Below are 20,088 nucleotides of genomic sequence, written 5' to 3'. Positions count from 1 at the left end.
AAAGCGCCGCTGAGCAGCGAAGTCATCAAGAGTTCACTGCGAATGGCGCTGGCCTGCCTCGTTCTGTCCTTACGGGCCTTAGTAGCTCTTAGGGGCGAATCCCGAATCCCATTTGGCTGTATCTTTCTTCCCCCGGCCCGGACGGCCCCTCAGACCTTTGTCTCCCGATTCTGCATCCCGCTTCCGTGTGTACTCTCGCCATTAAATAACAATTGACGATAGCGTTTGCTTGTGATTTTGGTGTGCGTGAGCTATAATATTTTCAAAAGGAGGTACCGTTCATGTATACATTTGAGGATTTGGAACATATTATTGAAGAGCTTCGTTCAGACCATGGATGCCCGTGGGACAAAGAGCAGACGCATGAAAGCCTGAAAAAGTGTCTGGTGGAAGAGAGCCAGGAGGTGCTGGACGCCATTGACAATCACGATAAAGAAAATTTATGTGAGGAACTGGGGGACGTGCTCCTGCAGGTGATGATGCATAGCCAGATCGCCATGGAAAACGGAGACTTTACGGTAGACGATGTTGTGAACGGAATCTGTGAAAAAATGATCCGCCGCCATCCCCATGTTTTTGGCGATAAAAAGGCCAGTTCTCCCGAAGAAAGCCTCGCTTTATGGAACGAGATAAAAAAGCAGGAAAAAGCCAAAAAACCTTGACAAATCAATGATTAGAGGCTATAAATGATAGAGTATAGTACAAATAAAATTGAGTAGTGATCTAATCGTCTACCATAGACAATTCTAGGAGGAAAATTTAAATGAACAAGACAGAATTAATCGCAGCCATCGCAGCAAAAGCAAATCTTAGCAAGAAAGATGCTGAAGAAGCATTAAAGGCATTTACAGATGTTGTTGCTGAAGAATTAGTAAAAGGCGAGAAAATCCAGTTAGTTGGTTTTGGTACTTTCGAAGTATCCGAAAGAGCTGCAAGAGAAGGAAGAAATCCTAAGAGCGGCGAAGTTATGAACATTCCTGCATCAAAATCTCCAAAATTCAAAGCTGGTAAAGCATTAAAGGATAAAGTTAACGAATAATTTATGAGATTAGATAAATTCCTCAAAGTATCACGCCTGATAAAGAGGCGGACCGTGGCTAATGAAGCCTGCGATGCAGGCAGGGTGTTAGTCAACGACAAACCGGCCAAAGCCTCCCTGAATGTAAAGACAGGGGACATCATTGAGATTCAGTTTGGAACGAAATCAGTTAAAGTTGAAGTATTGGATGTACAGGAAACCGTGAAAAAGGACGAGGCAAAAGAACTTTACCGATATTTATAATAGTCATAAATTATCAAACCTCTTAATATATTTAACCAATGAGTTAAATATATTAGGAGGTTTTTGTATGCAGGAAAAGATGGACATCCGCCCTCACAAGGTGATAATGGAAAACCGGTCCTCCAGCAGCATAACGGGGATTCGGGATGTGGTTTCTTTTAACGAAAATCAGGTTGTTCTCGATACGGATATGGGTCTTTTGACAATTAAGGGAAAAGATCTGCATGTGAGCCGCCTTACTGTGGAAAAAGGGGAAGCGGATGTGGATGGAACCATTGACAGCCTGGTGTACACCTCCAACGAAGCATTCCACAAGTCGGCCGAGTCCTGGGTGGTCCGGCTGTTTAAGTAAGGCGGTGATGGAACGTGAGCGGAAATATCCAATTTGAACTTCAGTTTCAGATTATGGGACTTATCACTGGAGCCGGGCTGATGCTCAGCTATGACGTACTCCGGGTGCTCAGAATTTTCATTCCCCATCATTTCGTATGGATCGGGATTGAGGACATGATTTATTGGATTTATGCGGCTTTGGTCACCTATACTCTGCTCTACCGTCTAAATGATGGAGGGATTCGGGGATACGTGGTTGCGGCTGCATTGGTGGGAATGATCGCTTATGACCGTCTCATCAGCCGTTTTTTCTTGAAAATATTGGAAAATGGTTATAATATGTTGCAAAACAAGCTGAAATATTTTAAAATGAAACTAAGTAGACATAAAAAACAGCGAACGGACAAAGCTGGTGATTAAAATGGGAACTTCAAGTCGGACAAAGAGGCGTAAAAAAGAGAGATTGGGCAATCGTCTTGCCCTGATCGGAATCACGGGTGTCATATTAAGTATGGCAGTGGTGGTAAGTATTAAGGGCGCCACTTTACAGGATAAAGATCTGGAGTACATGATTAGAGAAGAGAATCTTCAGGCCCAGAAAGAAAAAGAAAAAGCCCGCGCCAGTGAGCTGGAAGAACGGCGGATCTACGTTGAGACGAAAAAGTATATCGAAGAAGTGGCCAAGGAAAAACTTGGACTGGTTAACCCGGACGAAGTGATCTTAAAGCCCAAAGGATAAAAGGAATGTCGAAAGATTTTGTATGGAAGCAGCCTTGATTTGACATATATTTCCCTCCTGCCTGTATATAATATGATTCAGTATATACAGGTGAGGAGGTTTTTTTGTGTTAAAACGAAGATGCGTACATAAAGATATGGCTGATGTAAATATATATACGGCGAGGCGTTTAAATGATATGGCCGGTTCTTTAGAGGAACTGGCGAAGTCCTTTGCCGATGAAATAAATGACGGGCAGAAGCTGACAAGAGAAGACGGAGTGGCCGCCATGCAGACGGCGGCGGCCGTGGTCTGCGGCAGCTGCAACAAATGCAATATCTATTCGGACAGCGAAAAAGAGGACAGCTATTATCTGTACTACCTGCTGCGGGCATTTGAACAAAAGGGTATGGTGGAACATGGGGACATGCCCAGGCTTTTCCAGGAGATGTGCAAGAAAAAGAACGATTATCTGGGTCAGTTGAACCGGAATCTGGGAAAGGCCACGATGAATCTCAGCTGGAAGAACCGTTTTTTGGAGAGCCGGGACGCGGTGGTGGTTCAGTTTCGGGAGCTGGCAATGATTCTGGAGGAATTTTCACACCAGATGGAAGAAGCGGTGGACATCACTTCCACAAGGGCGGACGGTATCAGGAGGATATTCCGAAGGCATCATATGGCGGTGGAAAATCTGCTTGTGCTGGAATATGAGAACAAGAGGCGGGAAGCCTATCTGACGGTAAAGACCACCAATGGCCGGTGCCTGACATCCAAAGAAGCGGCGGGCCTGCTGGGACAGGCTATGGGCGGTACGGAATGGGATGTGGCAAAGGACAGCAAGAATATCATAACCCGGCAGTTTGCAACGGTCCGGTTTATCGAAGAAGGCTCATACCGGATGCTGTATGGCGTCGCCAGGGCGTCAAAACGGGGAGAGATCGTATCGGGTGATAATTATACATATGGGGAACACGTTCCGGGCCAGGTGCTGATGAGTATTTCAGACGGAATGGGAAGCGGCCGGACCGCGTCGGGGGAAAGCCAGAGGGTAATCGAACTTACGGAGCAGCTTCTGGGCACCGGATTTTCCTGCCGGTCGGCGCTGAAACTGGTGAATACGGTGCTTTTGCTGTCGGGATCGGAACAGCATCCTGCCACGCTGGATCTGTGTCTGGTGGATCTTCATACAGGGGTTTTGGAGGCGATGAAGCTGGGCGCGTCCGCAACCTACGTGATGTGTGAAAGCGGAGTGGAGATACTGGAAGCGGGAGATGTGCCCATGGGGGTGCTAAATACCGTGGAACCCCTTCTGCTGTCCCGAAAGCTGTGGGATGACGACCGGATCATTATGGTCAGCGACGGGGTGCTGGACGCGCTTCCCGGAGAGGACAAGGAGCTGGTATTAAAAGAATACCTGGACAGCATGCCCAGGAAGACGCCGCAGGACATGGCAGAACGGATACTTAGGTTCGCATGTTCTTTTTCTAATGCGGCCCGGGATGATATGACCGTGCTGGCCGCCGGAATCTGGAAACGAAAATAATATTTGCAAGTATGGCAGAATACTAGTATATTATTAGGAAGAAGGCGGAAAGCTTTAGAAGGGTGACATCATGCAAAAGAGATTTCTGGAATTCAGTGAACAATATCATATGTTCCGGGAGGGAGAACAGGTCGTCGCCGCAGTATCGGGCGGCGCTGATTCTGTGTGCCTTTTACATCTGCTGGCGGTGAACAGGGAGAAGCTGGGCATTGAGGTGTCCGCGCTACACGTACATCATGGCCTGCGGGGAGAAGAGGCGGACAGGGACGCGGCTTATGTGGAAGAACTGTGCCGCCGTTTACAGGTTCCCTGCCGGGTGATTTACGCCCACGCGGACCAATATGCAAAGGAACATGGAATGTCCTTGGAAGAAGCGGGGCGGGAGATCCGCTACAGCGAGTTCGGCCGGGAAGCAGAGCGGTTAGGCGCGGCTGTAATTGCGGTTGCACACCACAGGGATGATAATGTGGAAACCATTCTTCATAACCTGTTCCGGGGAAGCGGATTGAAAGGAATTGGCGGAATTGCGCCGGTTAGAGGCCGGATCGTGAGGCCGCTCCTTTGTTTTGGAAGAGAAGAGATTCTTAGCTACTTAAAAGAGCAGAAGATCGGATATTGTACGGATTCCACCAATCTGGAGGATGATTACACGAGAAATAAATTGAGAAACCAGATTATTCCCATGATAGGAGAGCTGATTAATCCCAGGGCGCCGGAAAATATTGACCATGCCGGAAAACTGGTGTCCCAGGCGGATGAATATCTGACCCGGCAGGCGGGAAAACTCTTTTCTGAGAACGGGGTGTCGGGAGAAAAAAAGGCGGGAATCCCGGTATTCGCACTGGAAAACCAGCCGTCCATCATCCAGACCTATGTTATCATGCAGATGATCCGCATGGTGACCAGTTCGGGAAAGGATATTACATCCAGGCACATTGAGCAGGTTCAGGAACTGATTTTAAAGGGGACCGGAGCCAGGACAGATCTGCCTTACGGACTTTGTGCACACAGAGATTATCAGAATTTGTGGATAGAGATGAGAAAAAAGGATCATCTTGTGGATAAACAGCTTTCAGAATGTCTGCCAAAGCCCGTTTTAACGGTATTTCCTTATGAAAAATCAGCGGAAATTCCCAAAAACCGGTATACGAAATGGTTCGACTATGATAAAATTAAGGGTACGGTATCTGTCCGGGTACGCGAGACCGGAGACTTTATCACCATACCGGGAGGCCGAAAGACGGTTAAGGCATTCATGATTGATGAAAAGATTCCCAGGGTAGAGCGGGACCGCATTCCGCTGCTGGCAGATGGAAAACATATTATCTGGATTATCGGATATCGGATTAGTGAATATTATAAAGTAACGGATGATACAAAGAATGTATTACAGGTACAATTAGACGGAGGAAAAAGAAGTGGCTGACAAAATAAGAGTTTTGTTATCAGAAGAGGAAGTAAACGTAAGGATCAACGAGATTGCTGCTCAGATCAGCAAAGACTATGAAGGAAGACAGATTCATTTAATCTGTATTTTAAAGGGCGGAGTATTTTTCACCTGCGAACTGGCAAAGAGAATTACCGTGCCGGTATCCCTTGACTTTATGTCCGTGTCCAGCTATGGTTCAGGGACTGCGTCCAGCGGAGTTGTGAGAATTATTAAAGATTTAGATGAGCCGCTAGAAGGAAAAGATGTGCTGATCGTTGAAGACATCATCGATTCCGGAAGAACTTTGGCATATCTGATTGAAGTATTAAAACAGAGAAATCCGAGGGATATTAAGCTTTGTACATTGCTTGATAAACCGGAGAGAAGAGTGAAAAAACAGGTTCAGGTGGACTATACCTGCTTCACGATTCCGGATGAATTCGTAGTTGGCTATGGTCTTGATTTTGATCAAAAATATAGGAACTTACCTTATATTGGGGTAGTGGAGCAGTAAGGAGGCAGGAGTTGAAACAACAACAACCTTTTAGAGGACTGGGATTTATGGCCCTGATGATTATGCTGGTCGTGCTGGCGACCACATTTCCCAGGCAGTCCGCATCAGAAAGAATCACATACCAGCAGTTTTTAAATGCCGTGGATTCAGGCAGTATTGATTCCGCGCTGATTAAACAGAATAAAGAGACGCCTACCGGTGAGGTAGAGCTGTATTTAAAAGACGGTACCGTAAGCAAGATTTATGTGCCTGACGTAATAGAAGTTAAGGGCCTTCTGACGGAGAATGACATCGCATTTTCATTTGACAACGTTCCCCAGGAGAACTATCTGCTCAGCGTTGTGGTTCCCATCGTCATCTCGGCCGTCGTTCTGATCGTAATTATCATGATGATGAACGCCAGGGCGGCAGGCGGCGGAACTAATGCCAAGATGATGAATTTCGGCAAGAGCCGCGCCAGAATGAGCCGGGACAGCAAGATCAATTTCCAGAAGGTAGCAGGCCTGAAGGAAGAAAAAGAAGATTTGGAAGAATTGGTGGACTTTTTGAAAAGTCCGCAGAAATATACTGCGTTAGGCGCCCGTATTCCAAAAGGAATGCTGCTTGTAGGCCCTCCCGGAACGGGTAAGACCCTGCTTGCAAAGGCCGTGGCGGGTGAGGCCGGAGTGCCGTTTTTCAGCATTTCCGGTTCTGACTTTGTGGAGATGTTCGTCGGCGTCGGCGCATCCCGTGTAAGAGACTTGTTTGAGGAAGCGAAAAAGAACGCTCCCTGTATTGTTTTTATCGATGAGATCGATGCGGTTGCCCGCCGGAGAGGTACCGGTATGGGCGGCGGCCACGACGAGAGAGAACAGACGTTAAATCAGCTGCTTGTTGAGATGGATGGTTTTGGCGTTAATGAAGGAATTATCGTGATGGCAGCCACAAACCGTGTGGATATTCTGGATCCTGCTATATTAAGACCGGGCCGTTTTGACCGCAAGGTTATGGTGGGAAGACCGGACGTGAGAGGCAGAGAAGAGATCCTTGGAGTTCACACCAGGGAAAAACCGTTGGGTGAAGACGTGGACCTGGAGAGAGTGGCACGGACAACTGCCGGATTTACAGGAGCCGATCTGGAAAACCTGATGAATGAAGCCGCTATTATGGCGGCCAGAGAAGACCGTAAGTTTATCCGCCAGGCGGATATTGACCGGGCATTTATAAAAGTCGGCATCGGTGCGGAAAAGAAGAGCAAGGTGATTTCCGAAAAGGAAAAACGGATTACCGCTTATCACGAAGCGGGCCATGCGATCTTATTCCATCTCCTTCCCGACGTAGGACCGGTTCATACCATCTCCATCATTCCTACCGGAGTGGGGGCGGCAGGTTATACCATGCCTCTTCCTGAAAAAGATGAGATGTTCAACACCAAGGGAAAGATGCTTCAGAACATTATGGTATCCTTAGGCGGCCGTATTGCGGAGGAAATCATCTTTAAGGACGTCACAACAGGCGCATCCCAGGATATCAAACAGGCGACATCCATCGCCCGTGCCATGGTTACCAAATATGGTATGTCCGATAAGATCGGCATGGTGGATTACGGCGGAGACGAGGATGAAGTCTTTATCGGCCGCGATCTGGCTCACACCAGAAGTTATGGGGAGGGCGTTGCCACCGCCATTGACAGTGAAGTGAAGAGCATTATTGATGAATGTTATCAAAAGGCAAAACAGATGATTTTAGATCATGAGAATGTACTGCATTCCTGCAGTCAGCTGTTGATTGAAAAGGAAAAAATCGGCCAGGAAGAGTTTGAAGCCTTATTTTAGCTTGTTTTTTAGCGAAATAGCATCATGAAATATTATTACATGAAAAAATGCTACGTGAAAGTGCATAAAAAATATTATGTAATTTCCTGATGTTTGTGCACACTTATTCCGGCACTTATGTTATTATAATTAACGTAAACCCCCCCAATACATTATATAGTTTTTGCTACACCCCATAAGAAACGAAATACCTTCTCCTAGAAGAGCCAGCTACCCCGCTGGCTCTTTTAATTTCTATATCAGCGGCTGTATACGCGTTTGTGTTCAGGGGAAAGATCCGAACAGGAACACCGTTTGAGCGTTGAATGAAAACTAATCGATATTTCAGTTGTATATTCTAATTTAATCATTTAAAATGAAAGGGTGGGGAAATAGATAATGAAGAAGGGCTTGCTTTATGGATGATCATAGGAATTCTATCAATAGAAGAGCATTGTTTTGTGATGAAACAGAAGATTACCGGATACCGCCGGAGCCGGAAGAGGGGCAGTTAGTCCGACTGCGCTTCAGGACGGCCAGGAATGATGCGGACCGTGTATGTTATATAGAACCGGATAACTACATTGAGACAGAGATGATAAAATACGACTCGGATGAGATGTTTGATTATTACCAGACATGGATTGACGCCGGGAGTGTACCAAAAAACTATTTCTTTCAGGTTATGAAAGGGATGGAGATCTGCTACTATAACCGTCTGGGAGCGACTGCGGATATTAAGAGCTGCTTCTGCTTCCGGATCACGCCGGGATTTCATACACCCGAGTGGGCAAAGGGCGCGGTCATGTATCAGATATTTGTGGACCGCTTCAACCGGGGGGATTCTTCCAACGATGTGCAGAGCTGCGAGTATATCTATATCGGCAGACCTGTTTTTCACGTGGACGACTGGAAGAAAAACCCATCTTCCATGGATGTGGGATGCTTTTACGGCGGCGATTTGCAGGGAGTATGGGATAAACTGGACTATCTGCAGTATCTTGGCGTTGAGGTGATCTATTTTAACCCGATTTTCGTGTCTCCGTCTAATCATAAGTACGATTGTCAGGATTATGATTATATAGATCCGCACTACGGCGTTATCGTGAAAGACGGCGGAGAACTTGTGGAAGAAAATGCCGCCGGCAATGATAAGGCGACAAAATATATGATCCGTTCGGCAGACAAAGAGAATCTGGAGGCCAGCAACGACTTTTTTGCACGTTTTGTGGAAGAGATCCATAAACGGGGCATGAAGGTGATTATCGACGGCGTGTTCAACCACTGCGGATCATTTAATAAATGGCTGGACCGGGAACGGATCTACGAGCGCCAGGGCAGCTATGAACCGGGAGCCTATATCTCTAAGGACAGCCCGTTTCACACGTTTTTTAAATTTTATAACGAAGAAGCATGGCCTTATAACGGGAATTACGACGGCTGGTGGGGGCACAGCACCCTTCCTAAGCTGAATTACGAGGAATCGCCGAAGCTCTATGAATATATTATGAAGATCGCTAAAAAATGGGTGTCTCCTCCCTTTAATGTGGACGGATGGCGTCTGGATGTGGCGGCCGATCTTGGGCATACCGGAGAGACCAACCACCAGTTTTGGCGGGATTTCAGGAATACGGTAAAAGAGGCCAATCCCAATGCGATCATTCTGGCGGAGCACTACGGCGATCCGAGCAGCTGGCTCCAGGGGGATCAGTGGGATACTGTGATGAATTACGACGCCTTTATGGAACCAGTTACCTGGTTTTTAACGGGTATGGAGAAACACAGCGATGAATATAACGGAAGTCTGTTCGGGGACGGACAGAGCTTTTTCCGGTCCATGAATTACCACATGAGCCGGATGCAGACGCCGTCTCTTCAGGTGGCGATGAATGAGCTTTCTAATCACGACCATTCCAGATTTTTAACGCGAACCAACCGAAAGGTTGGCCGGATCGGAACGGCGGGGCCGGAGGCGGCTTCCGTTGGGATCAATTACGGAGTGTTCCGCGAGGCCGTGCTGATCCAGATGACCTGGCCGGGCGCGCCGACCTTGTACTATGGCGACGAAGCCGGAGTTTGCGGCTGGACGGACCCGGATAACCGCAGGACTTATCCGTGGGGAGAAGAAAACTTTGAACTGATTGAATTTCACCGTTACATGATCGCCATTCACAAAAGCAGTATGGCGCTCAAAAAGGGGTCCGTAAAGGAATTAATCGCCGATAGGCAGTTAATTGCCTATGGACGCTTTCACAGGCGTGAGAAATGCGTGGTGGTTATCAACAACAGCGCGTCGGAGCGGTCTGTGGAGATTCCTGTTTGGGAGATCGGCGTAACGGATGAGATGACCATGGTAAGGGCGATGGCGACGACAGAAGACGGATATAATGTGGGCCGGTTGGAAGTCAAGGTAAAGAACGGTATGGTCAGCCTGGATATGGAGGGAAATTCAGGGGTGCTTTTGATGACTGGGAATGAGAAACGATGATGCCGTTGTGTACAGTAGAGATAAAATGAATCTGCAGTTATAAGTTGAAAAACTTATAACTGTAGATTTTATATAGACACATAAAAGGAAAAAGGAGTGGTAGAATGGAACAGGGGACATTAAAAGAGAAGGCATACACGACGATAAAGAAGAAAATTATCGAATGTGAATACTTGCCGGGAGCTGTTTTGTCAGAAAACGAGCTGATGAAAGAGATAGGGAGCAGCCGGACGCCGATCCGGGAGGCCTTAAACCGGTTAGAGCAGGAAGATCTGGTTAAGATCGTGCCTAAAAGGGGAATCTGGGTTAGTGAGCTGACCACTGGAATGATCTACAACATCTATGAGGTGCGCATCCTTCTGGAACCGTATGTGATCAGAGAGTACGGCAGCGAGATGGCGGCTGAAACACTGGAGGAGATCAAGAAGTTATGTGAAGAACTGGTGAATAATAAACAGGAGAATGTGCTTCAGTATGATATGGATACATCGGAAAGGCTGCATGTCTATCTGCTGGGAGTGTGCAAAAATGCCTTCATTACGAACCTGGTTAAAAATGTTTATGACCAGAATTACAGGATGGGCACACTGGTTGCAGGAAACCGTGAAGAGCGTTTTTTTGAATCCCAGAAGGAGCATATCAATATTATCAACTGTATTTTGAAAAAAGAATATGAGAAAGCAGCCGATATGCTGGCAAAACATCTTGTGAAATCCAGAAATGAGGGAATTGAACTGATGATGAAAAATCTACAGTGGAAATGAGACTGTGAAAGTGCACAAAACTAATGTTGACAGATTATTTAAATTGTGCTATTTTATTAGCAAGCAGGTTGATGAGACCCTATTTTTTATAGCCCATCTTGCATACAAGTTGTGCACAACATACATTCAAGAATGGGGCAAATCATTTAGAGGGAGGGTGTAATGGAAAAGAATCGTATCATTTATCAGGATCCGGAATTTCAAGATCCTGAAGTTGCAGACTCGAAAGAGCGCCCGCAATTGAAAAATAAGGTGTTAAATGTTCCATATGCGAAAAAAACAGAGTATGAATTAATGGATCTTTATTTTCCGGAGAAAGGAAACGGGCCATTTCCGGTAATTATGGATGTTCATGGCGGAGGATGGTTTTATGGGAGCAGAAGCTCAGAACGGATGGAACCTGTGTTAAATGGTTTGGGGATGGGATATGCGGTAGCTTCCGTGGATTATACCTTATCGGGACATGGTCAGTTTCCTCTTCAGGTATACGAATTAAAGGCAGCGATACGCTTCCTCAGGGCGAATGCAGAGAACTATAATCTGGATGCGGAGAGAATTGTGCTATGGGGACTTTCTGCCGGCGCTCATCTGTCAATGCTTACGGCGCTGTCAGGTGATGATGAATTGGTGGATCTTAGTTTCGGAAATCCGCAGTATTCTTCTAAAGTGGCTGCAGCAGTCGCATTGTACGGTCCGGTTGATTTGTCGTTGGGAGATACCCGCTCACCGGATTCGCCGGAAGCAAAGCTTTTGGGAACTGCCGTACATAATAATATGGATTTAGCAAAAAAAGCAGATCCCCGCAGCTATGTAAAACTGGATGGGCCGCCTTTGTTTTTACAGTATGGGAATGCGGACGGCATTGTTCCTTTGGAACATGGGTATGCCATAAAAAAGGCATTGTCGGATGCAAAAAGAGAACAGGATTATTTCGAAATTGTAGACGGTGCAAAACACGCCGATTCCAAATTCAGGACAAAAGAAAATACGGATAAAATATTTGAGTTTATTAACAGGAACAGCCAAAGAAGAAACAATATAAGAAAAGGGGAATAAACGTATGAAAAAAAGATGGGCAGTATTGACAGCAGCTATATTAACCGCAGCAAGCCTTGCAGGCTGCCAAAGCTCTGCAAAAGAGGCCGGGAATCAGACAACCGCCAAGGAGACATCTGCGGATGGTTCAATGCAGGAAAGCGCAGAAAAAGCCGCTCAGGGAGAGGAAGTCTCAAAAGATGCAGTGGTAATCAGCGTGGGATTTGAAAACAGTATGAGCGATCCCATGGCTCAGGCGGTGGAAAAATGGAAGGAATTAATAGAGGAGAAAAGCGGCGGAAGCATTGTGCTGGAACTGTATCCGGACAGCCAGCTGGGCAGCAAAAACGATTTAATTGACACCATGCTGTTGGGTGAAAAAGTGATAACCATTGCAGACGGGGCATTTTTGTCTGAGTATGGGGCTTCTGATTTGGGAATCGTGTTTGGCCCTTATGTATTTAACAGCTGGGACGAATGCTGGAAGCTTCAGGAAAGCGACTGGTACAAAGGACAGGATCAGCTGCTGCAGGAAAATGGTCTGAAGATCGTTGCGTCCAACTGGAAGCTGGGAGAACGCCACCTGCTCACCGTATCGCCGATAGAGCACCCGGAAGACTTAAAGGGCATGAAGATAAGGGTGCCCAATAATCAGGTTCAGATCGAATCCATCAACGCCATTAAAGCCACGGCTACACCGATGGCTGCAAGTGAGGTTTATCAGGCTTTGCAGACGAAAACAATCGATGGCCTGGAAAATGTGACCTCTGCATTTTATACAATGCAGTGGGCGGAACCGGCAAAATACGTGTACAAGGACGCCCATATTTACAATTTTGCCATCTGGGTATGCGGCAGCAGCTTTTTCGATGAACTTACAGGCGAACAGCAGGAATTGTTAGTCTCCACCGCAGAAGAGGCGGGCGTTTATAATAATGAACAACAGGATACGACTGAGCAGGAATACGTGGACAAACTGACCAATGAGATGGGAGTTACTTTTACGGAAGTATCGGCGGAAGACAAACAAAAACTGATAGAGATGTCCCAGAGTTTTTATGATAATGCAGCCAGCTACGGATGGTCGGAAGGTCTGTATGATACCGTTATGAAAGCTATGGGGAAATAATAAATTTTGATGGCCCGGAAGGATAAAACAGGAGGCTATATGAAAGGAAAAACGTGTTGGAAAGATATTTTCCTGAATCTTGATGTGTATGTATCGTCAATTATCATGATTATCTTAATTGTGATTACATTTTTAGGGGTGATATTCCGTTATATCGTGGGAAAGCCGTTTACATGGCTGGAAGAGGTTCAATTGATGTGCATGGTATGGATTGGCTTTCTGTCGGCCGGCGCGGCATTCCGCAATGGCTCCCATATTGCCATAGAAATGGTGGTGGACGCGCTTCCTCTGGCAGGACAGAAAGCGGTTAATTGGTTCATCAGAATTGTTGTTTTATTCGTGCTGTCTTATCTTTTTAAACAGTGCATAGGGTATTTCATGCTTTTTATTAGAAACGGGCGCTTAACGCCGGTGCTCAGAATTCCGTATTCGGCTGTCTATTTTGTAGCGCCTCTGTCGTGTGCGTTAATGATTATAAGCTACATAAGTTACGAAGTGAAAGAACTGGTTAAGGGAAAGGGGTGAGAGATCGTTGAATCAGGTTATTATAATTTCCGCTGTTGTGATGCTGGTGCTGCTGTTTTTAAAGGTACCTGTATTCGTCTCCATATTAGGGGGAGCAGCCGTTTATTTCATTGCAAATCCCAATGTCAATGACATTATCTTTGCCCAAAGAATGATCTCTTCCGGCGAGAGCACAACATTTTTAGCCGTACCGTTTTTTGCCGCCGCCGGGGCGTTGATGAACTGTACAGGGGTAACAAGAAGAATAATGGATTTTTGCGAGATCGTCACCGGGAAGATGAACGGCGGTCTGGCGCAGGTGAATGTGCTTCTTTCAACCTTAATGGGAGGACTGTCGGGGTCCAATATTGCGGATGCGGCCATGGAGGCCAAGCTACTTGTTCCGGAGATGGAGAAAAAAGGATATTCAAAAGAGTTTTCCAGCGTTTTAACCGCGTCATCTGCGATTATCACTCCCCTGATTCCTCCGGGAATTGCCATGATTCTATACGGCTGCATTGCCCAGGTATCAATTGGAAAATTGTTTGTGGCAGGTATAGGCGTCGGCGTCCTGCTCTGTGTCGCTTTGATGGTGCTTGTATCTGTAATGTCCAGAAAAAGGGGATATAAGCCTATACGGAACCACAGGATGAATAAAAAAGAGATATGGGCTTCCACGAAGCCGGCAATTCTGCCCCTTATGCTTCCTGTTGTTATCATAGGAGGAATCAGGATCGGCGCATTTACCGCCTCTGAAGCCGGAGCGGTGGCACTTATCTATGCATTAATTTTAGGCCTGGTTTACCGGGAAATGTCGGTCAATGATTTTATCGGAAGTATTAAAGAAACCTGCATTACCACATGCACCATCATGCTGATTGTGGGCGCGGCATCCGTATATTCCTGGATATTGACCAAAGAAAAGATTCCCCAGGCTCTGACCGGATGGATGGTAGCGACGATCAATAATAAGATTCTCTTTTTACTGTTTGTAAATGTATTTCTGCTTATTATTGGGATGTTTATCGAAGGAACTGCGTCTATGATTGTCCTGGTTCCGCTGCTGGCGCCTGTGGCGGCCGCATATGGGGTGAATGAAATACAATTTGCGATGATTTATATTTTTAACAGCGCGATCGGCGCATTGTCACCGCCGATGGGGACGCTGATGTTTGTCACCTGCGGTATCACGAAATGTAAGACGAAAGACTTTATTAAAGAGGCTGTGCCATTTTATGCTCTTTTGGTTATCTGCTTGCTGATTATTACTTTTGTGCCGGTTGTTTCAACCGGGCTGGTTGGGCTTTTATATTGAGTTTTTTAAAGCAGATCCTTCAGGCTTTTTAAAGTAGATCTTCAAGGCTTTTTTGAAAATGCCTTGAAGATCTACTTTAAAACTCTGCTAAAAAATACTTGATTTTTTAAAACCGCTGTGATAATATAATCATTGCTTGTCAGAGCAATATGGGTGGATTCCCGAGTGGCCAAAGGGGACAGACTGTAAATCTGCTGCGTTTCGCTTCGGTGGTTCGAATCCACCTCCGCCCATTAAAATTGTATACTGACTGCTTGCCGGCGTGGCGGAACTGGCAGACGCACAGGACTTAAAATCCTGCGGGCCTAATCGCCCGTACCGGTTCGATTCCGGTCGCCGGCATAAAAAAAGGATATTCCCATTCGGGAGTATCCTTTTTTATATTCAACCGCCTTGTTTCTGGCGTATATTCAACCCAATAGTTTATACTTACCCAACAAACTAATTCTGAGGGCCAGCTCCCTTATGCTGTGAAATCGGCATAACATGCATATTGCCTCTCTGCTCATTCTCAGCCCAGAAGATATCGTCCGCAACCTTAGCTTCAGGATTCAGCACAACGCCGTCTAAGATATGTTTCTTAAACTCTTTATATCCGGCTCTGTCGATCAGATGGCCGCCGTGGAGGTATTCCGGTTTATAGTCCAGAACCCATGCGGAGAATTTCTGCCAGTTGGCGAACATGGCGAGGACTACGTCTTCTGTTACCCAGTTCATGAACAGCTTGCCGGCTCTTGGATTCTGTTTGCCGGTACGTCCGCCTAAGGTTACACGGTACAGCTGTTTGGTGTTTCTGGTCCATGCTCCGGTAGGGCAGATCAGAGAACATTCGCCGCAGCCGACGCAGCAGCAGGCATCTTTGTCAATCTTGCCGTTTTTATTCAGGCTTAAAACTCCGGTGGCATGATGCTGGCAGGCTTCTACGCAGGAGCCGCAGCCGATACAGCGGTCAATATCATAGTCCTGTTTGTTGATGCCCATCAGGCCAAAGTCGTTGAAATTAGCTTTAACGCAGTCGTTAGGACAACCGGCAACCGCCACTTTGATGTGATAATGGGATGGGAATATAATCCGCTCGATCTTGCGCGCCAGCTGGTAGGTGTTGGCGTTGCCCTTGATGCAGTGGGCATTTCCGATACAGCTCATTATATTACGGGCTCCGATGGTGGGATAACCGTAGTCATCTACATCCATGTCCACATTGCACATCTCCACATCCACTTCTTGAATGTAGTCTTTGATGAATTTATTAACTTCTTCAATATATTCGTATTTAACTCCGGGAACATCCAGAGTTTGTCTTGTTCCTATATGGAACGTTCCGTTGCCCCAGCGTTCACAGATTTCCTGAACCATGCTCAGATGTTTTGCCTGAATCAATGCGCCGGGTACACGCATCTGAAGCATGAACTCACCTTTGACTTTGGACTGTCTGAAGCAGTTGATCCGCACTTTTTTAATATCAATATCGTAATTCATAACCGTTCCGCCCCTTTCTTAATCCACCAGATATTTGGCCTGGGTGTAGTTAAATACAGGTCCGTCCAGGCATACATATACTTCGTCAATACGGCAGTGTCCGCATTTGCCGACTGCGCAGGACATCTTCCGTTCGAAAGATACCCAGATCTTTTCTTCCGGCACGCCGCACTCCACTGCTTTCAGTCCGGTGAACTTCATCATAGGCGGAGGGCCCACGATAATAACCGCATAATCTCCGTCAAAACTGTCAAAAGGAACTTTGTCCACGAACTCTGTTACAAAGCCTGTGCTCCAGCCTTCCTTTTGATCGCGGTCCAGAGCGTAAATTGTGGTGAATTTTTCCTTCCAGCGTTCCAGATCATTTTTGAAAATGATTCCGTCCTCATTTTTGAAACCGCAGATCAGATGCACGCTTTTAACGAAATCAGGCTGATCGTAAAACATGTTCAGCATGCTCTTAACAGGTGCGAGCCCTGTTCCGCCGGTGATTAAAACAACGTGTTTGCCCTTAAACTGGTCGATCGGCCATCCTTTGCCGTATGCGCCGCGTAAAAACAGGGTGTCTCCAGCCTTTTTTGCAAATATTTCATCGGTCACCTTTCCAACGGAGCGGATGGTGAAATCCATCCAGCCGTCGCCGAAAGCGCTGACTGAGATCGGAGCTTCGCCCACCTTGGGGATGGAAAGCTGTAAAAACTGGCCGTGTTCCGGCTTGATATCGGTTTCCACTTTAAATGTATATTCGTGCAGGCTTTCCTGTTTTACATCCATAATCCTGCATGCAACCGGTTTTATGATATTATTCATCTCTTTCTCCACCTCTTTTCCAAAATTATTCTGCTGTGATTTCATCAATCGCTTTTGCCATCTTGTTCACTGTGGCAACGATTGAGATGAACTCCGGACAGCGGTCGATACAGCGCCCACATCCGACACACATATGGAAATCTTTGAAGCGGGCCTTGTAATCATGGAATTTGTGGAGCACTTTGTAACGCATGCGGTCTCCGGCAGTGTTGCGGAAGCTCATGCCGCCGGCCATATCGGAAAATCCTTCCACCTGGCAGGAAGCAGTTGTGCGCTTGCGCTCGCCCACATTGGCATTTTCATTGTAAATGATATCCGTGGTGGTGAAGCAGGTGCAGGTGCTGCATGCAACCGTACAGGCTCCGCAGGAAATGCAGCGCTTATTATATTCCTGCCACATCGGATGCTCTTTTAATTTTGTCAGGACTTCTTTGTCACGGATCTCAGGAACGGTAAGGGAAATTTCATTCTTTTCTATGTAATCCGGTTTAAAGCTGTTTTCTTCCAGGCCGTCAAAATACGGAACCAGTTCTTCATCAGTGATATCGAACATCAGATCCTGATCCCCGAAGCGGACAGCTGCGGCATAATCCTCCGCACGGTTTGTGCCCATGCTGACGCAGAAACAGGTATCCCATCCTGTTGTGCATTCCATCATGACAATCTTAACTTTTTCGTTCATTCTCTTATAATACATATCTTCAAATCCGCCGTTGCCCATATAAATCCGTTCCTGGTGATGCTGGGCGTGAATGTCGCAGGGGCGCATGAAGATCAGGAGTTTCTTGTTTGCAGCCTTGCTTTCGATGAATTCGTCTTCTGTAAAATAGAATAACGACTGCGTAATTGGGCTGAGCACCTCTTTCGCCGGAAAATCTGATTTTTCCTTGTATTCAATCTCGTCCGCGCGGCAAATTTTTTCGTATCGAATCATATCGGTCTGAGAATATCTGCCCTTCCCCTCAAGACGTTTGGGAGCCCAGATTTCATATGTTTCACTGAGCTTTTTAAAGATCCCGTCCGCCTGTTCATAGCTTACTTTGTAACCCATTGACCCTTATCCTCCTTTTGTTGTTGACTTGACATATATTTCCAGTATATCAGAAAATAATAATAAAGTATAATAATAAGAAATAATCAATTGATAAAAATAAATTATCGTTATATTTTTCTCAAAGCCATTTTCGGCCTGTATTTACAAGCCATTTTCGACTATTTTCCACTATAAAAATTTACGTTGGCTAAATCCTCGTAAAATATAGTTTTTTTACGAAAAAACACTCCCAAGTCCCATTTAAAATATAGACGATCCCCCCTCATTGTAGTATAGTTAATACTAAGTAAATGTTGTTTCGGGGCGCAGTTTGGAGGGGAAGTATGAATCGCTATATACTCAATACGGTTATTATCAGTGAGTCAAAAGTTTTAGAAGAGCTTTTAAGCAAAGTGCCTTCTCCGGAAGGGGCTGACAGCGTCATTGTTACGGCCGCATCCGCAGATGAACTTAAATCAGCTAAGGCGGATCTTATTATCATGGACTCCCCCCCTTCAGATGAAATATATGATGGAAGGTTTATTATATGTACGGAAAATGACGGATTGGAGCAGATGGAGCCGGGTTTATTGAATAATGCCTTCGATATTTGGACAAAGCCATTGAATGAGCGCCTGACCGCCCTTCGCTTCAAACGGATTTTGGAATATATTTGGTTGGAAAAAGAATATAATTTTACAGAAAACTGCATGGATACCCTGTTGGACTGCATTCCCGATATGGTGTGGATTAAAAACCTTGAAGGTCTTCATGTAAAGGTAAATGACGTGTTCTGCGATATCGTGGGAAAAGAGAAGCAGGACGTGACAGGCAAGGATCACTGTTATATCTGGGATGTTTCCCGGGAAGAGTTTGAGCGGGGGCAGTTCGTCTGCAAAGAGACGGATGAATACGTCTTAACCCATCACAAAAAATGCCAGTCTTCCGAAGCGGTTAAAAGCCAGCATGGCATGCGGCAGTTCAACACTTATAAAGCTCCTTTGTTTGGAGAAGACGGAAGTATCTGGGGAACTGTTGGAATCGGACATGATATCACGGATTTGCAGAATAAGGGCGCCGAGATGGAGATCATCCTGCGCAGTATGCCCTTTGGGATTCTGGTATGGAATAAAGACGGTAATGTGATCAATGCCAACGGCAAGTTCGAGGAGTACTTTAATGTATCCGGCAAAGACATTATCGGGAAGAATTATGAAGCCTGGTCTTACCGGGCTTTGGGAGATAAAGGAAGAGACGAGTGGGAAGGCTATCCTGAAGTTAAGATTCACTGTGATAAGGACGATATGGAGCGGCTTTTGGAACTGCATGAAGAGCCGATTTATGATGTGTTTCAGAATGAGATAGGAAGAATCTGCATTTACAGGGATATTACGATGGAGCGGGCTATGGAACAGCAGATTCTGCGCAATTCCAATACGGATTTCCTTACGGGAGTGAACAACAGACGGAGTCTGTACCGCTTTTTGAGCAAGAACCGGTCAGGGGAGATGTTTTCTCTTTTGTATCTGGACTTGGATCGTTTTAAGAGTGTTAATGATAATTTTGGACATCAGGCCGGAGATGAGGCTCTTATTATGACGGCCCGTCTGATGCAGGAATGTTTTCCGGAAGAATTTATCGCCCGCATCGGCGGAGATGAGTTTTTGATTGCCATTTGCGGGAAACGGGATATCGGAGAGCTGGCGGTTAAGTCTGAGCGGCTTTTGGACCGGATGAGAGAGGAATTTACAAAATCTCCTTGCTGGAAAGATCTTTCCGCCAGCATAGGAATCGCTCAGGCGGAAGGGAATAAGCTGGATATCGACGAGCTGATCCGCAACAGTGATTCCGCCTTGTATGCCGCCAAGGAGGGCGGACGGGCCAGGGTATGCGTCTATCAAAGAGAACAAGAGTGATGA

General features: G+C 46.2%; 20 protein-coding genes and 2 tRNA genes. 19 read left to right on the top strand and 3 right to left on the bottom strand.

Annotated features, from left to right (window positions below; all coding sequences use genetic code 11):
- The first annotated feature begins 281 nt into the window (after positions 1–281).
- From C0033_RS10005 to C0033_RS09920, 18 genes are all read left to right on the top strand, one after another.
- The gene (locus C0033_RS10005; protein ID WP_103227715.1) at positions 282–662 is read left to right on the top strand and encodes a MazG family protein; all 381 of its coding nucleotides are present in this window, start codon (positions 282–284) and stop codon (positions 660–662) included.
- Between the two features lie 101 nt (positions 663–763).
- Complete coding sequence (locus C0033_RS10000) at positions 764–1,039, top strand: HU family DNA-binding protein (RefSeq protein WP_103227714.1); 276 nt, start codon at positions 764–766, stop codon at positions 1,037–1,039.
- A gap of 3 nt (positions 1,040–1,042) precedes the next feature.
- Positions 1,043–1,282 carry an RNA-binding S4 domain-containing protein gene (locus tag C0033_RS09995; RefSeq protein WP_103227713.1) on the top strand — a complete coding sequence of 80 codons (240 nt, stop codon included), beginning with the start codon at positions 1,043–1,045 and terminating at the stop codon, positions 1,280–1,282.
- A 67-nt stretch (positions 1,283–1,349) separates the two neighbouring features.
- Positions 1,350–1,634: a sporulation protein YabP gene (gene yabP / locus C0033_RS09990; protein WP_103227712.1), complete on the top strand. Its 285-nt coding sequence runs from the start codon at positions 1,350–1,352 to the stop codon at positions 1,632–1,634.
- 14 nt (positions 1,635–1,648) lie between these two features.
- Entirely contained in the window at positions 1,649–2,035 is a 387-nt protein-coding gene (gene yabQ, locus C0033_RS09985) for a spore cortex biosynthesis protein YabQ (protein WP_103227711.1), read from the top strand.
- 1 nt (position 2,036) lies between these two features.
- A complete protein-coding gene (locus C0033_RS09980) occupies positions 2,037–2,354 on the top strand; it encodes a septum formation initiator family protein (protein ID WP_103227710.1) in 318 nt (105 codons plus the stop codon).
- A 106-nt stretch (positions 2,355–2,460) separates the two neighbouring features.
- Positions 2,461–3,876 carry a SpoIIE family protein phosphatase gene (locus C0033_RS09975; protein ID WP_347501081.1) on the top strand — a complete coding sequence of 472 codons (1,416 nt, stop codon included), beginning with the start codon at positions 2,461–2,463 and terminating at the stop codon, positions 3,874–3,876.
- 70 nt (positions 3,877–3,946) lie between these two features.
- The gene (gene tilS / locus C0033_RS09970; RefSeq protein WP_103227709.1) at positions 3,947–5,302 is read left to right on the top strand and encodes a tRNA lysidine(34) synthetase TilS; all 1,356 of its coding nucleotides are present in this window, start codon (positions 3,947–3,949) and stop codon (positions 5,300–5,302) included.
- On the top strand, positions 5,295–5,819 hold the full coding sequence (hpt, locus tag C0033_RS09965; protein ID WP_103227708.1) for a hypoxanthine phosphoribosyltransferase: 525 nt from the start codon (positions 5,295–5,297) through the stop codon (positions 5,817–5,819). Before tilS ends, hpt begins: the two co-directional genes overlap by 8 nt.
- Before the next feature lie 47 nt (positions 5,820–5,866).
- Positions 5,867–7,633: an ATP-dependent zinc metalloprotease FtsH gene (ftsH, locus tag C0033_RS09960; RefSeq protein WP_347501086.1), complete on the top strand. Its 1,767-nt coding sequence runs from the start codon at positions 5,867–5,869 to the stop codon at positions 7,631–7,633.
- Between the two features lie 397 nt (positions 7,634–8,030).
- On the top strand, positions 8,031–10,100 hold the full coding sequence (locus C0033_RS09955) for a glycoside hydrolase family 13 protein (protein ID WP_103227706.1): 2,070 nt from the start codon (positions 8,031–8,033) through the stop codon (positions 10,098–10,100).
- Between the two features lie 104 nt (positions 10,101–10,204).
- Entirely contained in the window at positions 10,205–10,864 is a 660-nt protein-coding gene (locus C0033_RS09950) for a GntR family transcriptional regulator (protein ID WP_103227705.1), read from the top strand.
- 162 nt (positions 10,865–11,026) lie between these two features.
- Complete coding sequence (locus tag C0033_RS09945) at positions 11,027–11,920, top strand: alpha/beta hydrolase (protein ID WP_103227704.1); 894 nt, start codon at positions 11,027–11,029, stop codon at positions 11,918–11,920.
- Positions 11,921–11,924: 4 nt separating this feature from the next.
- Positions 11,925–13,028, top strand: coding sequence for a C4-dicarboxylate TRAP transporter substrate-binding protein (locus C0033_RS09940; RefSeq protein WP_103227703.1), 1,104 nt, complete (start codon positions 11,925–11,927; stop codon positions 13,026–13,028).
- A 39-nt stretch (positions 13,029–13,067) separates the two neighbouring features.
- The gene (locus C0033_RS09935; RefSeq protein WP_103227702.1) at positions 13,068–13,553 is read left to right on the top strand and encodes a TRAP transporter small permease; all 486 of its coding nucleotides are present in this window, start codon (positions 13,068–13,070) and stop codon (positions 13,551–13,553) included.
- A 7-nt stretch (positions 13,554–13,560) separates the two neighbouring features.
- Entirely contained in the window at positions 13,561–14,847 is a 1,287-nt protein-coding gene (locus C0033_RS09930; protein ID WP_103227701.1) for a TRAP transporter large permease, read from the top strand.
- A 151-nt stretch (positions 14,848–14,998) separates the two neighbouring features.
- Positions 14,999–15,080, top strand: a tRNA-Tyr gene (locus C0033_RS09925).
- A 23-nt stretch (positions 15,081–15,103) separates the two neighbouring features.
- Positions 15,104–15,189, top strand: a tRNA-Leu gene (locus tag C0033_RS09920).
- Between the two features lie 99 nt (positions 15,190–15,288).
- On the opposite strand, the gene asrC is transcribed toward C0033_RS09920, so the two are convergent.
- Genes asrC through asrA form a run of 3 tightly spaced genes read right to left on the bottom strand, consistent with a single transcriptional unit; the run spans position 15,289 to position 18,187 of the window.
- Positions 15,289–16,326, bottom strand: a complete 1,038-nt coding sequence (asrC, locus tag C0033_RS09915) for a sulfite reductase subunit C (protein ID WP_103227700.1) — start codon at positions 16,324–16,326, stop codon at positions 15,289–15,291.
- 18 nt (positions 16,327–16,344) lie between these two features.
- Positions 16,345–17,136: an anaerobic sulfite reductase subunit AsrB gene (asrB, locus tag C0033_RS09910; RefSeq protein WP_103227726.1), complete on the bottom strand. Its 792-nt coding sequence runs from the start codon at positions 17,134–17,136 to the stop codon at positions 16,345–16,347.
- A 25-nt stretch (positions 17,137–17,161) separates the two neighbouring features.
- Positions 17,162–18,187: an anaerobic sulfite reductase subunit AsrA gene (gene asrA / locus C0033_RS09905; protein WP_103227699.1), complete on the bottom strand. Its 1,026-nt coding sequence runs from the start codon at positions 18,185–18,187 to the stop codon at positions 17,162–17,164.
- A gap of 326 nt (positions 18,188–18,513) precedes the next feature.
- Between asrA and C0033_RS09900 the strand changes: the two genes are divergently transcribed.
- Positions 18,514–20,085 carry a diguanylate cyclase gene (locus tag C0033_RS09900; protein ID WP_180994664.1) on the top strand — a complete coding sequence of 524 codons (1,572 nt, stop codon included), beginning with the start codon at positions 18,514–18,516 and terminating at the stop codon, positions 20,083–20,085.
- The last annotated feature ends 3 nt before the right edge of the window (positions 20,086–20,088 follow it).

The organism is Clostridium sp. chh4-2 (assembly GCF_002899675.1).
Lineage (GTDB): Bacteria > Bacillota > Clostridia > Lachnospirales > Lachnospiraceae > CHH4-2.
This window is presented reverse-complemented; position numbering and strand designations above follow the sequence as displayed.